The sequence below is a fragment of the Paenarthrobacter sp. NPDC091711 genome (assembly GCF_044756605.1).
Classification (GTDB): domain Bacteria; phylum Actinomycetota; class Actinomycetes; order Actinomycetales; family Micrococcaceae; genus Arthrobacter.
In genome coordinates this window covers 1-13,200 of sequence record NZ_JBIVTF010000001.1, presented here as the reverse complement: position 1 = coordinate 13,200, position 13,200 = coordinate 1, and the positions used below count along the sequence as shown (strand labels likewise).

The 13,200-nt window shown below is 61.0% G+C and carries 13 protein-coding genes, 1 tRNA gene and 1 pseudogene; 4 read left to right on the top strand and 11 right to left on the bottom strand.

Annotated features, from left to right (window positions below):
• Positions 1-13: 13 nt before the first annotated feature.
• Entirely contained in the window at positions 14-1,450 is a 1,437-nt protein-coding gene (gene gndA / locus ACIQH5_RS00075; RefSeq protein WP_062069158.1) for an NADP-dependent phosphogluconate dehydrogenase, read from the bottom strand.
• Positions 1,451-1,683: 233 nt separating this feature from the next.
• Between gndA and ACIQH5_RS00070 the strand changes: the two genes are divergently transcribed.
• A complete protein-coding gene (locus ACIQH5_RS00070; protein WP_043471334.1) occupies positions 1,684-2,412 on the top strand; it encodes a FadR/GntR family transcriptional regulator in 729 nt (242 codons plus the stop codon).
• Positions 2,413-2,416: 4 nt separating this feature from the next.
• On the opposite strand, the gene ACIQH5_RS00065 is transcribed toward ACIQH5_RS00070, so the two are convergent.
• The 3 genes from ACIQH5_RS00065 to ACIQH5_RS00055 are packed head-to-tail and all read right to left on the bottom strand — an operon-like array spanning position 2,417 to position 5,180.
• Positions 2,417-3,466 (bottom strand): L-idonate 5-dehydrogenase, encoded by a 1,050-nt coding sequence (locus ACIQH5_RS00065; RefSeq protein ID WP_400399239.1) that lies wholly within the window; start codon positions 3,464-3,466, stop codon positions 2,417-2,419.
• Complete coding sequence (locus tag ACIQH5_RS00060) at positions 3,466-4,236, bottom strand: SDR family oxidoreductase (RefSeq protein ID WP_400399237.1); 771 nt, start codon at positions 4,234-4,236, stop codon at positions 3,466-3,468. Before ACIQH5_RS00060 ends, ACIQH5_RS00065 begins: the two co-directional genes overlap by 1 nt.
• Positions 4,237-4,271: 35 nt before the next feature.
• A complete protein-coding gene (locus ACIQH5_RS00055; RefSeq protein ID WP_400399235.1) occupies positions 4,272-5,180 on the bottom strand; it encodes an NAD(P)-dependent oxidoreductase in 909 nt (302 codons plus the stop codon).
• Between the two features lie 70 nt (positions 5,181-5,250).
• Here ACIQH5_RS00055 and ACIQH5_RS00050 point away from each other — a divergent pair, with 70 nt between their 5' ends.
• The gene (locus tag ACIQH5_RS00050) at positions 5,251-6,318 is read left to right on the top strand and encodes a D-2-hydroxyacid dehydrogenase (RefSeq protein ID WP_400399233.1); all 1,068 of its coding nucleotides are present in this window, start codon (positions 5,251-5,253) and stop codon (positions 6,316-6,318) included.
• Between the two features lie 105 nt (positions 6,319-6,423).
• Positions 6,424-6,927 carry a hypothetical protein gene (locus ACIQH5_RS00045; protein ID WP_400399232.1) on the top strand — a complete coding sequence of 168 codons (504 nt, stop codon included), beginning with the start codon at positions 6,424-6,426 and terminating at the stop codon, positions 6,925-6,927.
• A 95-nt stretch (positions 6,928-7,022) separates the two neighbouring features.
• On the opposite strand, the gene ACIQH5_RS00040 is transcribed toward ACIQH5_RS00045, so the two are convergent.
• From ACIQH5_RS00040 to ACIQH5_RS00010, 7 genes are all read right to left on the bottom strand, one after another.
• Complete coding sequence (locus ACIQH5_RS00040; protein ID WP_400399230.1) at positions 7,023-8,381, bottom strand: MFS transporter; 1,359 nt, start codon at positions 8,379-8,381, stop codon at positions 7,023-7,025.
• 140 nt (positions 8,382-8,521) lie between these two features.
• On the bottom strand, positions 8,522-9,316 hold the full coding sequence (locus ACIQH5_RS00035) for an IclR family transcriptional regulator (RefSeq protein WP_400399228.1): 795 nt from the start codon (positions 9,314-9,316) through the stop codon (positions 8,522-8,524).
• Positions 9,317-9,537: 221 nt separating this feature from the next.
• Complete coding sequence (locus tag ACIQH5_RS00030; protein ID WP_400399226.1) at positions 9,538-9,828, bottom strand: hypothetical protein; 291 nt, start codon at positions 9,826-9,828, stop codon at positions 9,538-9,540.
• 129 nt (positions 9,829-9,957) lie between these two features.
• Positions 9,958-10,033: transfer RNA gene (locus ACIQH5_RS00025), tRNA-Val, on the bottom strand.
• Between the two features lie 66 nt (positions 10,034-10,099).
• Positions 10,100-11,056, bottom strand: a complete 957-nt coding sequence (locus tag ACIQH5_RS00020) for an NAD-dependent protein deacetylase (protein ID WP_400399224.1) — start codon at positions 11,054-11,056, stop codon at positions 10,100-10,102.
• 2 nt (positions 11,057-11,058) lie between these two features.
• Positions 11,059-11,556: a peroxiredoxin gene (locus ACIQH5_RS00015; protein WP_400399222.1), complete on the bottom strand. Its 498-nt coding sequence runs from the start codon at positions 11,554-11,556 to the stop codon at positions 11,059-11,061.
• Positions 11,553-11,972 carry a DUF3052 domain-containing protein gene (locus tag ACIQH5_RS00010; RefSeq protein WP_026005795.1) on the bottom strand — a complete coding sequence of 140 codons (420 nt, stop codon included), beginning with the start codon at positions 11,970-11,972 and terminating at the stop codon, positions 11,553-11,555. Before ACIQH5_RS00010 ends, ACIQH5_RS00015 begins: the two co-directional genes overlap by 4 nt.
• A 380-nt stretch (positions 11,973-12,352) precedes the next feature.
• Here ACIQH5_RS00010 and ACIQH5_RS00005 point away from each other — a divergent pair.
• A pseudogene (locus ACIQH5_RS00005) lies at positions 12,353-13,200 on the top strand (pyruvate dehydrogenase (acetyl-transferring), homodimeric type); the annotation flags it as partial.

The window sequence follows — 13,200 nt, the reverse complement described above, 5'->3', positions numbered from 1 at the left end:
TGGAACGTTGTTGCTAGTGGGTGTCGACTGCCGAAATTTCCGACTTGTCTTCGCCCCAGAGGGTGTGGAACGTACCCTCGGTGTCCACGCGACCGTAGGTGTGTGCACCGAAGAGGTCGCGCTGGCCCTGGATCAGGGCAGCGGCAACGCGCTTGCGGCGCAGACCGTCGTAGTACGCCAGGGAGGAGGAGAACACTGGTACCGGGATGCCCAGCTGGACTGCTGTGGCCACCACGCGGCGCCAAGCCGGGAGAGCCTCGGCGATTGCCTTGGTGAAGGCCGGAGCGAACAGCAGGTTGGCCGGCTTCTCCTCGGCGGCGTAGGCCTGGGTGATGTCCTTGAGCAGTTCTGCGCGGATGATGCAGCCTGCACGCCAGAGCGAAGCGATCTCGTCCAGCTTCAAGTCCCAGCCGTACTCCTTTGCAGCGGAGGTCAGCATGTCCAGGCCCTGGGCATAGGAGACCAGCTTGGAGGCGTACAGTGCCTGGCGGACGTCCTCAACGAACGTCTCGGGGATCTCCACCGCGGCTTCTTCACCGGCGAGCAGTTCCTGGCCGAGCTTGCGCTGCTCGGTCTGGGAAGACAGTGCGCGGGCGAAAACAGACTCGGCGATGCCCGAGACCGGGGAACCCAGTTCCAGCGCGGAGATGACCGTCCAGCGGCCCGTGCCCTTCTGGCCTGCGGCATCAACCACAACGTCCACGAACGGCTTGCCCGTCTTGGCGTCAACGTGGCCCAGGACCTCGGCGGAGATTTCGATCAGGAAGGAGGACAGATCGCCCTTGTTCCACTCAGCGAAGATCTTGGACTGCTCTGCGGGCTCAATGCCTGCACCGGAGCGGAGGAGGTCGAACGCTTCACCGATGACCTGCATGTCGGCATATTCAATGCCGTTGTGGACCATCTTGACGAAGTGACCGGCGCCGTCGGTGCCGATCCATGCGCAGCACGGTTCGCCGTCGACCTTCGCTGAAATCTTTTCCAGCAGCGGGCCGAGGGCGTCGTAGGACTCACGGGAGCCGCCGGGCATGATGGAGGGGCCGTTCAGGGCGCCCTCTTCGCCACCGGATACACCGACGCCGACGAAGTGCAGGTCCTTCTTCGCCAGAGCGGCTTCCCGGCGGCGGGTGTCCTCGTAGTGCGAGTTACCGGCATCGATGATGATGTCCCCGGCCTCAAGCAACGGCTCGAGCTGCTCGATCACGTTGTCAACGGGAGCGCCTGCCTTGACCATGATCAGGACACGGCGGGGCTTTTCGAGGGAGTCCACGAGTTCCTGCAGCGTTTCCGTGCGGATGAAGTCGCCGTCTGTGCCGTGCTTTTCGAGCAGGGCGTCAGTCTTTTCCACGGAGCGGTTGTGGAGAGCCACCGTGAAGCCGTTCCGGGCGAGGTTGCGGGCCAGGTTGGCGCCCATCACCGCAAGGCCGGTGACACCGATGTGTGCTGACATCAAAACTCCATTTCGTTCTTGTACAAGTTCGTGTACAAACAGTCGCCCGTTGCCCAATGGGGCACGCGGGAAGCGATTTCAAAACCAGGGGCTGTAATAAACCATACGTATTTAAGCCAGGTGCGGGAAAGCGGCGCCCACGTTTTGGAACGGTGCCGCGTCATAAACAGTCTATGATGCCGCCCCGGATTCCTCTGCGCGCTTGGGGTCGCCGCGCCACTATGCTTACGTCTATGTCAACCAGCCTCCACCACCGCGCCGTAGAGCACTTGGGCACCAGAATCGTCGGCGGTGCCCTTCCCACGGGCCATGTCATGCTGGCCGAGCATTTGGAAGACGAGCTCAAGGTCTCGCGCTCCGTGGTCCGTGAAGCTGTCCGTGTTCTGCAGTCGCTGGGGCTCGTGGAGACCATCAAGCGAGTAGGTATCCGGGTGTTGCCGGCACATCGCTGGAACCCGTTCGATCCTTTGGTGATTCGTTGGCGACTCGCCGGAGAGGGGCGGGGCGCCCAGTTGCGGTCCCTTGCTGAGCTGCGTTCCGCCGTGGAGCCTGTAGCGGCAGAACTGGCTGCAGGGAACGCACCGGAAAGTCTTCGGCAGGAGTTGGTGGGCATCTCACTTGCCATGAAGGAAGCCGGCGATGCCGGTGACATGGCCCGGTTCCTTGACCTCGACATCCGGTTCCATGCGCTGGTCCTCTCCGGCTCCGGCAACGAAATGTTCGCCAACCTGATTGGCCAGGTCACAGAAACCCTCACAGGCCGAACCGTCCACGGGCTGATGCCCGAACACCCCCAAAAGCAGGCGCTCCAGTGGCACATGGACGTCGCCCACGCGATAGATGCAGGAGACGGCTCCCTCGCGCGCGATGCCGCCGCCAAAATCATGCGGCAGACCATTGCGGAGCTGGCTCCCAGCTGGAATGACCAGCCCCGCGTGTTCGTCCCCGTCGCGAAGAACTAACTGGTTACTGCTGGAAGTTCAGCAACACCTTGCCGGATTCGGCTGAGTTCCTCGCAACGTCAAATGCTTCCAAGCCCTGGGAGAGGTGGAACTCGTGCGTGACCACGGGGTCCACAAACAACGAACCATCAGCCAAGGCAGCAATGACGTCGTCGATTTCGTCATTGAAGCGGAACGAGCCCAGCAGTTCCAACTCCCGGGTGATGGCCAGGGAGATGAAGACTGGCTGCGGTCCTGACGGCAGCAGCCCCACCATCACCACTTTGCCGCCGCGGGTGGCGCCCTTAATGGCCGAGGCAAGGCCAAAATGGCTTCCTGAGGATTCAATAACGACGTCGGCGTCCACTGCTGCAATGGCCTCGGCGTCGTCGCCCTTGAGGACCTCGTCGGCGCCAACAGCACGGGCAATTTCCAAGGGCTTGTCATGCATGTCGACGGCGACGATCCGGGCCGCTCCGGCGCGCTTGAGTACGGCGACGGCGAGTGCACCAATAGGGCCGCTGCCAATCACCAGGGCGGTTTTTCCTGCGACATCGCCCGCGCGGGCAACGGCATGCCATGCCACGCTGGCCGGCTCAACCAGTGCGGCCGTCCTCAGGTCCAGGTTCTCCGGCAGCGGGCGCAGCATCCTGGCCGGCAGGTTGGCATAGCGGCTGAACGCGCCATCCGTGTGGGGGTACCGTGCAGCACTACCCAGGTATGTGCAACCCGGAGAGAGGTTGGGCCGGTCCTCAGGGTATCGGACGTCTCCGGGGGCCGGCGTGGCAGGGTGGACGGCCACGGGCGTTCCCACTGCGGGGCCCTCACCATTGGCTGCTTGCTGAACCACCACGCCCACAATTTCGTGCCCCAGGACCATGGGCTCCTTGAGGATGGACTCCCCTGCTGCCCCATGCAGCCAGTAGTGAAGGTCAGATCCGCAGATCCCGCCGTAGGCAATCTCCACGATCGCCTCATCGGGGGCCGGAACGGTCAAGGGGATGTCTTCAATCCTGAGATCGCCCTTGCCATGGGCAACTACAGCGGGTCCGGAGGCCGGGAGAATGATGCTCATCAGACCACCACCGTCATTCCACCGTCAACGAAGATCGTCTGACCGTTGACGAAATTGGACGCTTGCGAGGCGAGCCACACGGCTGGCCCGGCTAGATCGGCCACTGTTCCCCAACGGTTGGCCGGGGTCCGGCCGAGGATCCAGGAGTTGAAATCGGGATCGTCCACCAGGTTCTGCGTCATTTCCGTGTGGATATACCCCGGTGCGATGCCGTTGATCTGCAATCCGCTGGCCGCCCACTCTGCGGTCATGGCGCGGGTCAGGTTACGGAGCCCGCCCTTCGCCGCCACGTAGGGAGCGATGGTGGGGCGGGCCAGGTCTGTCTGGACCGAACAGATATTGATGATCTTCCCCTGTCCCCGGGGGATCATGTGCCGCGCCACTTCCCGACCCACCAGGAAGGCGCTGGTCAAGTTTGTGGTGATGACACGGTCCCAGTCCTTCACGTCCAAATCCAGCATGGGCACACGGTGCTGGATTCCGGCGTTATTTACCAGGATGTCCAGCGGCCCCACGTTCTCCTCGATCCAGGCCACTCCCTCAGCGGCGGCCGTGGCATCAGTGACGTCGAACGCACGGCTGTGGACCCGCCCTTGCGGATAGTCAACCTCCATGGCGTGGTGGGCTGATTCGAGACGGTCCGGACTGATGCCGTTCAACACCACCGTGGCGCCTGCGTCTGCCAGCCCTCTAGCCAGGGCGTTACCTATCCCGCGGCTGGAACCGGTGACCAAGGCAACCCGCCCGGTCAGATCAAAAAGTCCACTCATAGTTTGTTTTTCATTCCTTCTTCGGTTGGGCCGGTTCAGTTGGTGCTGGCTGACGCGGCTGATGTGCGGCTAAGGTTTGCGATTGTTTGCCTGACGACGGCGAGGTCATGATCGCCCAGACCTTGGCGCTTGAGTTCGGCGTACAGGTCAATTGCCGCCGATGCCATGGGAACGGCGGAACCAACGGCTTCCGCGCTGGACACCACGAAGCCCAGGTCCTTGTGCATGAACTTGGCCGGACCGGTGGGGGCATAATCCTTGGCGGCCAGCCGGGGGCCCACATTGTCCAGCACCCTGCTTCCGGCCAGCCCTCCGGAGAGGACCTCGAAGAGGGCTTCCACCTCCATGCCGGAGCGTTCGGCGAGTTCGGCTGCTTCGGCGAGGGCCGCCGTCGTGGTTCCCACAATGAGCTGGTTGCAGGCTTTCGCGAGCGACCCCGATCCAAGCGGGCCCATGCGCCGTACGGTGGTTCCCATGGTTTCGAGAAGCGGCTTGAGCGCTTCGAACTGGCTTTCGCCCGAGCCCACCATGATGGCAAGGTTGCCGCTTTGTGCGCCCGCGGTGCCGCCGCTGACCGGTGCGTCCACAACTACGGCGTTGCCGCCGGTTGCCTGCTGAACAGCTTCGCCGAATTGCTGGACCGCGGTAGGAGAAACGCTGCTCATGATGACGACGGCGGTTCCCGGCCGGGGCGGATTGCTCCGCCAGGACTCAAGCAAGTCGGCCGAAGCTTCTTCGATAAAGGGAAGGTCGGGGAGCATAAAGATGATGGCGTCCTCGTCGCGCAGTTCGGCGACGCTGGCTGCACGCTGGACGGCCAATCCTTCAAAGGCGGCCCCAGAGCGGTTCCAGGCGGTGACGTTCCAACCGGCCTTTGCGATGTTTGAGGCCATGGGCGCTCCCATGAGACCGAGGCCAACAAAGCCGACGCGTGTGCTTGTCATGGCAGGTAATACCTCACTTCTTTGTGGTCATCTTCGCAAATTCTGTTCAATATCCTAGCCTCCATTCAGTATGATGAACACCATGACGACTGATGAACTTACCATCGCCATCGCTGTACCCCTCGAAGCCGAGCATGTAGAGCTGATCCGCGCCGTAGATCCCTCCGTAACAGTTCTCTACGAACCCGAGCTCCTTCCGCCGGAACGCTTCCCGGCCGATCACGCAGGCGATCCCGGATTCAACCGCACACCAGAGCAGGAAGAACGCTATTGGGACATGCTGAACCGGGCCCAGATCCTGTACGGCTTCCCCAACGAAAGCCCGGCCGGACTGGCGCGCATCGCAGGAAGCAACCCCCATCTGCAATGGATCCACGCCATGGCAGCAGGAGCCGGTGGCGCGGTGAAGGCCTCCGGGCTCGACACTGAAACCTTGCAGAAGTTCCACGTCACAACGTCCGCCGGAGTCCACGCACTGCCGCTTGCGGAGTTTTCGGCCTTCGGCATCCTCAACGGCTTCAAGCGCAGCGCGGAGATGGCACAGGATCAGGCCGCCAAGTTCTGGCCGGACTTGAGAACACCCACCAAGCTGGCCAACGGCTCCAAGGTTGTCATCGCCGGCCTCGGTGAAATCGGCATGGAAACGGCCAGGATCGCGCGTGCCCTGGGCATGAAAGTCAGCGGTACCAAGCGCAACGTCGAAGCCATTGAAGGGATCGACGAGGTCACCGACAACGGTGGCCTGCCTGGCCTGCTCGCTGATGCCGATGCCGTGGTCAACACGCTGCCCGGCACGCCTTACACAGAGAAGCTGTTCAACCAGGACATTTTCTCTGCCATGAAACCGGGCACCGTGTTCGTGAACGTGGGCCGCGGGACCGTCGTGGATGAAGACGCATTGCTGGAGGCGCTGGACAACGGCCAGGTTTCATACGCCTGCCTGGACGTTTTCGCGGTGGAACCGCTCCCCCAGGACAGCCCCTTGTGGAATCACCCCAAGGTCCTTGTGTCGCCGCACACCTCGGCATTGAGCGCTGCCGAAAACCGGCTCATCGCCGAACGCTTCTGCGGCAACCTGCGGACTTTCCTGGACGGTGGGGAACTTCCGCATCTGGTTGATCCGGTCCATTTCTACTAGGCGGCTGCCACTCAGCGGTGGCGTTCATCCGTTCCGTACAATGGGCACGGCCAAGGGCAACCCTGGCCGTGGCCATTGTCGTAAAGCGTGCAGTAGCATCGCCTCATGAAACCCCTGGAGAGCCCACAACCGAGCGTCGTGAGGCTGTTTCCGGACTACGGTGACACGGTGCTGTGGCTCGACCTTCCCATCGACTATGAACTCACAAGCCTCCCGGAAGACCTGGTGGACGAGCTTCGCGCGTGGGAACTGTCTTACTACGCGTCCTTGACCCCGGAAATCTCATGGAAGTCGGCGGCTCTGGCTACGCGCTTCACCGAGGAAGGCAACCGCCTGGCCCAGCGCGTTGCGGACGAACTCGGCCCGGGCTTCGAGATCGAGTTCAGGTCTTACCAAGAAGGCGTACCCACCCGCCGGTTCCGGGGTGTTGCAGCCGCCAATGCCACGGCGGTTGCCGCATTCACTGCACTGGTGACGGCATCACGGGACGAACAGTCAGGAATCTCCAACGCCCTTGCTTCGTCCGGACAGGGCGAAACCACGGGGTTGTACGCATATGCGCCGCGGTCAGGCAGTGTATTCAAGCCACCCCCGGCCGGGCAGAAATAGTAGCCAGCCTGCATCCTGCCCCGACCCACACAGCAACAGCGCGGCACTCTCCACATTGGAGAGTGCCGCGCTGTTGCCGGTTGTTCGTTAAGGAACTACTTTGCGTCTTCCGTGCTGACCAGGTCCCTGCCTACCGTCTCCGGAGTGAAGAACGTGGTCACGAAGGAGATGAGCGCCAGGACCAGTGAGTAGATGGCCAGGACCAGCCACGAGTGGTTGGTGGCGGCCAACATGAGCGCGCCCAGCAGCGGCGCGAGTCCACCGGCCAGGACGGCCGAGATCTCCCGGCTCATAGCAACCCCGGTGAAGCGGTACTGGGATCCGAAAAGCTCCGGCAGCAGCGGGCACTGAGGGCCGAGCATCGACTGGACGCCGATTGCGATGCCAACAGCCATGACAATCCACACGAGGGTGACGTTGCCGAGAGTTACCAGATAGAAGGCAGGAACGGCAATGATGGCCTGGAAGAGGGCTCCATAGCGGTACACGGGAACACGACCGTAGCGGTCGGACAAGGCACCGAATGTCACCACCATGACAGCCGCGAAGCCGGCAGCAATCAGGAGGCCAACCGGACCGATGGAGTTGTTTCCCGCAAAGACTCCCGCCGGCATGCTCATAAAGGACACCAGCAGCGCGGAATAGATCGAAGAGTTACCGTTCTCGCCCATGCGGAGGCCGATGCCAATAAGCACGTTCTTCTTGGAGTGCTTCCAGAGCGCACCAATCGGGTTCTTGACCACATTCTTGTGCTTCTCCAGCTCCTGGAAGGCCGGGGTTTCCTTGAGCTTGAGGCGAATAAAGATGGCCACTGCGATCAGGATGAAGCTGGCCAGGAAGGGTACGCGCCACAACCAGCCCTGAAGGACGGATTTGTCCGCCATGGTGATGAGCGCGAAAGTTCCGGCCCCGAGGAGCGTGCCCAGTTGGATGCCGACAAACGGCAGCGAGGCGAAGAAACCACGACGGCGTCGCGGAGCCACTTCCGAAATCAGAGTTGTTGCGCCGGCCTGCTCCGCCCCGGCGCCCAGCCCCTGGATGATTCTCAACGTCACCAGCAGAACAGCCCCGAGCATTCCGGCCTGTTCAAACGTGGGCAGCAGGCCAATGGCAAAGCTCGCTGTGCCCATCAAGGCGATGGTCAGGATCAGGACCATCTTCCTGCCGAACCTGTCCCCGATGTAGCCGAAGATCAAACCGCCGAACGGACGTGCAGCGAAGCCAACGCCGTAAGTGGCGAACGAAGCAATCAGGGCACCATCGGGGCCTAGTGGGGAAAAGAACAGCGGGCCGAAGATCAGCGCAGACGCAAGGCCGTAAATGTAGAAGTCGTAGTACTCCAGCGCGGAACCTACAGAGCTGGCCAGCGTAGCCCTGCGGAGCTGTTCCGGCTCAACTACAGCGTCGTCAGCCTCGGCTGCGAGCTTTTCATTTGCACGAGTTATCACAAGCACTCCCTCAAAATCACCCCGGGCCCCCGTTGGCCCAGCGAGATAGTGATGGCATCACCGCCAAGATCACTATGATGAACAGCGTACAGCTTGTTGAACGCGCTGCCAAGGTTGTAATCAGATTTATTAATCAGGCAGTCGATCTAGCCCATGGGGTTGCCCAGTGAGCGTGCCAACTCCTTCAGTTCCTTGACCATGAGCGCGCCCTGCTCTTCCGAATAGGTGGCCTTCAGCGCGGTCACAGACAGGCCGAGGCTTGGTCCGTGTGCCCCATGCGTGGGGACCGGAACAGCAAGGCACACCACACCCACCGTGGACTCTTCATCCTCGAAGGCATACCCCTGCTGACGGATAGCGGAGATCTGCGCCTTGAGTTCCTCAGCGGTCCTGAGGGAGTTGGCAGTCATGGTGGGGAGCTCCATGCCATCAGGGAACATGGAGTCGATATCGTGATCGTGCAGCTGCGCAATGAGCGCCTTACCTACACTGCACAGCGAGACGGGCATCTTGTCGCCGATATTGGACGTCAACCTGACCGCCGGATGACCCTCGTATCTCGCCAGGTAGATGACGTGATCGCCGTCGAGCATCGCGATCCTTACGGTCTCCCCGGAGAGCGTGGGCGCCTGCTCACAGTACTTATAGAACTCCTGGACCTCGTCGAGTCGGCTGAGATAAGCGGCGCCCAGCTCCACGAGCTTCCGGCCCAAGGCAAAATCCGCGCCCTGCCTGGTAATGAGTCGGGCTTCCTCGAGGGCCAACAACAAATTGGAGGTAGAAGACTTCGGGATGCCGAGTTCACGCGAGAGATCGCTCAGCGTCAAACGGCCCGAGGGCGACTCAGCAAGCGCCTCCAGCACCGCAGCGGCACGGGTAACGGCAGGCGCCGGCGATGAGGCGCCCAGCCCTTCGGAACGGGAGGAGCGGGAATCGGCCATGATTCTCCTTCAACATCGCAATTCGAGTGTTCAATCTGCTGAACATTACTCATCATAGTGGAATGTGGACGTCGGAGAAGGGCCTGCGCCAGCCACGCTCCCCGTTGCCGTGGGCCACACTTTTCAAACCCGAAAGTTCTCTGTATATTCATCTTCGAGCTCTCCACCGCGGCATCCCCCAATAGTCGTGGTGGAGAGCTCATCCATTTCCAGGACCAGCGCTATGCAGCAGCGAGTTCCTCGCCCCGGACGGACCAGCCCCCACCGGAACCGTCCCGCACCAATTCCCAAGTAGCGATGCCGGATCCCGGGGTGTTTCCCAAACGAACCTGGACCTGCCACACTTCAACATCCACCCGCCCCTGCCCTCGCGGCATCCGCCGGGATTCCTCCCACCAGGCAACCCGCTCAAACCAGCGGACAGGTTCCACCACCATGGGCCATTCGCGGCCTCCCCTCATGACTACTGCCGGGGCGCCTTGCTCAACCGTGGGGATATCTACGTGCTCCATGGAAAAGACCGTAGGGCGGTGCTCTGACATTAAAGGTTGCTCTGACATTAAAGATGGTGCAAAGGAAAAACCAGAGACACAAAAAACCCCGCCTTCCAAGTCTCACAACTTGAATGACGGGGTTTTGTTTGGTGGGTCCTACCGGGATCGAACCGATGACATCCACGGTGTAAACGTGGCGCTCTACCAGCTGAGCTAAAGACCCAAACTTCGGCTTCCACGCTTCGTAACTTCCTCAGCGCTTCAACCAACGAACAATGACTCTACATGATCAACCGCCGGAAACACCAATCGGCCCCGAAGCCCGTGGAAGATCCGGCAAAGAGCGTGCAAGGTAGTCCAAAGCGCCACTGACTCCCAGCTCCAGTTTCAGCTCAGCAAAGTCATCACCGCGGGTAGTTCCGCGGTTGATGATGACCACTGGTTTTCCCGTTTTTGCCGAGTGACGCACAAAGCGCAATCCACTTTGAACAGTCAACGAGGATCCGGCCACCAAGAGGGCATCGGCGTTATCCACCATCTCGTATGCCCGGGCAACACGATCTTTGGGGACGTTCTCGCCAAAGTAGACAAAGTCCGGCTTCAGCGTTCCGCCGCAAATGGGGCAGACAGCCATCACGAATGACGTGATGAGCTCAGAATCCTCCACCGTGGCATCAGCGTCCGGGGCCATTTCCACCACTCCGGACTCCACAGCGGTTTCGAGAAAGCCCGGATTGATTTCTTCAAGAATCGCCGCAATCAGACGCCTGCTGAAAATGTGCCCGTTACTGAGGCAAACAACTTGGTCGTAGCGGCCGTGCAGGTCCACCACGTTGACGCTTCCGGCGTCCTCATGCAGCCTGTCCACGTTTTGTGTGATGAGTCCTGTCAGCAAGCCGCGACGTTCCAAGAGAGCGACAGCCGCATGGCCGGCATTAGGATCGGCATGCCTGAGGTGGGACCAACCAATATGGTTCCGCGCCCAGTAGCGCCTGCGGTTTGCCTCACTCCCAATGAACTCCTGGTAGGTCATGGGGTTCCGAGGCGCAGAGCCTGGGCCACGGTAGTCAGGGATACCGGAATCGGTACTCAACCCGGCACCTGTGAGGACGGCCAGGCGCTTACCCCCAAGCAGGTCCGAGGCTCCCCTGAGTTCTTCGAGTTCCTTGGGGTTCAGCTCCGCCGCCGGCGCGGGTGCCATGCTGGCGAATCCAGTCATACCCACTCCGGGACTATGGCGGTTCATCGCTACTGACCTGCCAGGGACAACAACGCCTGACGGTATTCAGTCAGGTCCCTTGCCTGACCACGAGGATTGACAACCACGTAGCGGACAATGCCGGCGGCATCGATGATGAACGTTCCCCTCAACGCCATGCCACTGGCTTCGTCAAAGACACCGTAGTTTCTTGCTACCGCCCCGTGTGGCCAAAAATCCGCCAGCAGGTCAAAGCCGAAATGCTCGTGCTCTGCGTAGGCCCGCTGGGCGAACTTACTGTCTACGGATATGGCCAAGACTGTGGCATCCGAATCCTCGAAGGCAGCGATGTTGTCGCGAATCTCACAAAGCTCTCCAGTACAGATGCCGGAGAAGGCAAAGGGAAAAAACACGACAACAACGTTGCGGCCCCGGAAATCGGTCAAGCGAATAGGCTCGCCGTACTGATTCAGCAGTTCAAAATCCGGTGCGAGCTGCCCAACGTGGGGAACATGCACGGAGGCAGGTGCCTGCTGGACTTCGGTCACTTGTTCTTCTTGGGCACCAAACGCGTGGCGCTCCAGTCCTTTGAAACACCTGCCGAGGTGGTCAGGTGCAGCCCCGAGGTGGGCGCGGCATCCTGGATGTCTGCGGGAGATACGTAGTTGTCACGTCCTGATTTTGGCGTCAGCACCCAAACAACTCCGCCTTCCTTCAGGTTGGTAAGCGAATCCATGAGGGCATCAACAAGGTCACCGTCGCCGTCCCGCCACCAAAAAACAACAGCATCCACGACGTCATGATCATCTTCATCCAACAACTCGGAGCCTGTTACATCCTCGATGTCGTCACGCAAGTCGAAATCGACGTCGTCGTCGTAGCCGCGTTCCTGAATCAGATCCCCATCTTTGAAACCCATTCTTTCCGCCACATTTACCGATGTGGCGGCGTCGGCCTCGCTCACGTTTCCTCCTTTTGCAGTGACTTCCATTACTAACAGCCAACACCCTTTGGGCGTGTGCTTCAAGCCATTGTCCCAGCCAGCGGCCATATTCCGCATTCCATAAGGTGTTTCGAGGCCACGGGCATTGCGTGCTTTGCGTCACGGAGGCGGCGGGAGTGTGACATACAACGCCCGCGAGGGCCTGCGGCTACGCATCGTGACGCCGCGAAAGCTAGAGTGGCCATGAGCGCTACGGCTGCAGGGCGATCGCCCCGAGAAGTTCCACAGGCAGCCAAGCGCTCACAAGACCTGCCCGGCGCATCCGACCGGGCTGTTGAAACATAGTTGTCGCACACGACGCGTTCACGACGGGCAGATACCCTGCCGGACTTGAGGCGCCGATGCATGCGCCTAAAGGAAGGTTGGACGTGGCTGCAGGAGAAGAGACCTCACACATCCTCAGCGGGTTGACTGCCCAGCTGCCTGATCGTGATCCGGAAGAGACCGCGGAGTGGATTGAGTCCCTTGATGCGTTGATCGCGGAGCAGGGTACCGAGCGTGCCCAGTACATTATGCGTTCGTTGTTGCAGCGTGCTGGTGCCAGGTCGGTGGGTGTGCCGATGGTGACGACCACTGATTATGTGAACACGATCCCGGTGGACCAGGAGGCTGAGTTCCCGGGGAACGAGGAGTTCGAGCGCCGGTACCGGGCGTATATGCGGTGGAACGCTGCGGTGATGGTCCATCGTGCGCAGCGCTCCGATATTGGTGTGGGCGGGCATATTTCGACTTATGCCGGTGCTGCGACGTTGTATGAGGTGGGTTTCAATCACTTCTTCCGCGGCAAGGACCACCCCTCGGGCGGGGATCAGGTGTTCTTCCAGGGCCACGCCTCGCCGGGTATGTATGCCAGGGCGTTCATGGAAGGCCGGTTGACTGAGGAGGATTTGGACGGGTTCCGTCAGGAAAAGTCCAAAGAAGGCCACGCCCTGTCCTCGTACCCGCACCCCCGCCTGATGCCTGATTTCTGGGAATTCCCGACCGTGTCGATGGGTATCGGCCCGATGAACGCGATCTACCAGGCCCAGTCCAACCGGTACCTGCAAAACCGTGGCATCAAGGACACCAGTGACCAGCAGGTCTGGGCGTTCCTCGGGGACGGGGAAATGGACGAGCCCGAGTCCCGTGGTTTGTTGCAGCTCGCCGCGAACGAGAACCTGGACAACCTGAACTTCGTGATCAACTGCAA

Bases quoted from the DNA above. Each gene is read 5' to 3' on its own strand.
- gndA (WP_062069158.1), bottom strand. From the start codon at position 1,450: ATGTCAGCACACATCGGTGTCACCGGCCTTGCGGTGATGGGCGCCAAC.
- ACIQH5_RS00070 (WP_043471334.1), top strand. From the start codon at position 1,684: ATGTCAACCAGCCTCCACCACCGCGCCGTAGAGCACTTGGGCACCAGA.
- ACIQH5_RS00065 (WP_400399239.1), bottom strand. From the start codon at position 3,466: ATGAGCATCATTCTCCCGGCCTCCGGACCCGCTGTAGTTGCCCATGGC.
- ACIQH5_RS00060 (WP_400399237.1), bottom strand. From the start codon at position 4,236: ATGAGTGGACTTTTTGATCTGACCGGGCGGGTTGCCTTGGTCACCGGT.
- ACIQH5_RS00055 (WP_400399235.1), bottom strand. From the start codon at position 5,180: ATGACAAGCACACGCGTCGGCTTTGTTGGCCTCGGTCTCATGGGAGCG.
- ACIQH5_RS00050 (WP_400399233.1), top strand. From the start codon at position 5,251: ATGATGAACACCATGACGACTGATGAACTTACCATCGCCATCGCTGTA.
- ACIQH5_RS00045 (WP_400399232.1), top strand. From the start codon at position 6,424: ATGAAACCCCTGGAGAGCCCACAACCGAGCGTCGTGAGGCTGTTTCCG.
- ACIQH5_RS00035 (WP_400399228.1), bottom strand. From the start codon at position 9,316: ATGGCCGATTCCCGCTCCTCCCGTTCCGAAGGGCTGGGCGCCTCATCG.
- ACIQH5_RS00030 (WP_400399226.1), bottom strand. From the start codon at position 9,828: ATGGAGCACGTAGATATCCCCACGGTTGAGCAAGGCGCCCCGGCAGTA.
- ACIQH5_RS00020 (WP_400399224.1), bottom strand. From the start codon at position 11,056: ATGAACCGCCATAGTCCCGGAGTGGGTATGACTGGATTCGCCAGCATG.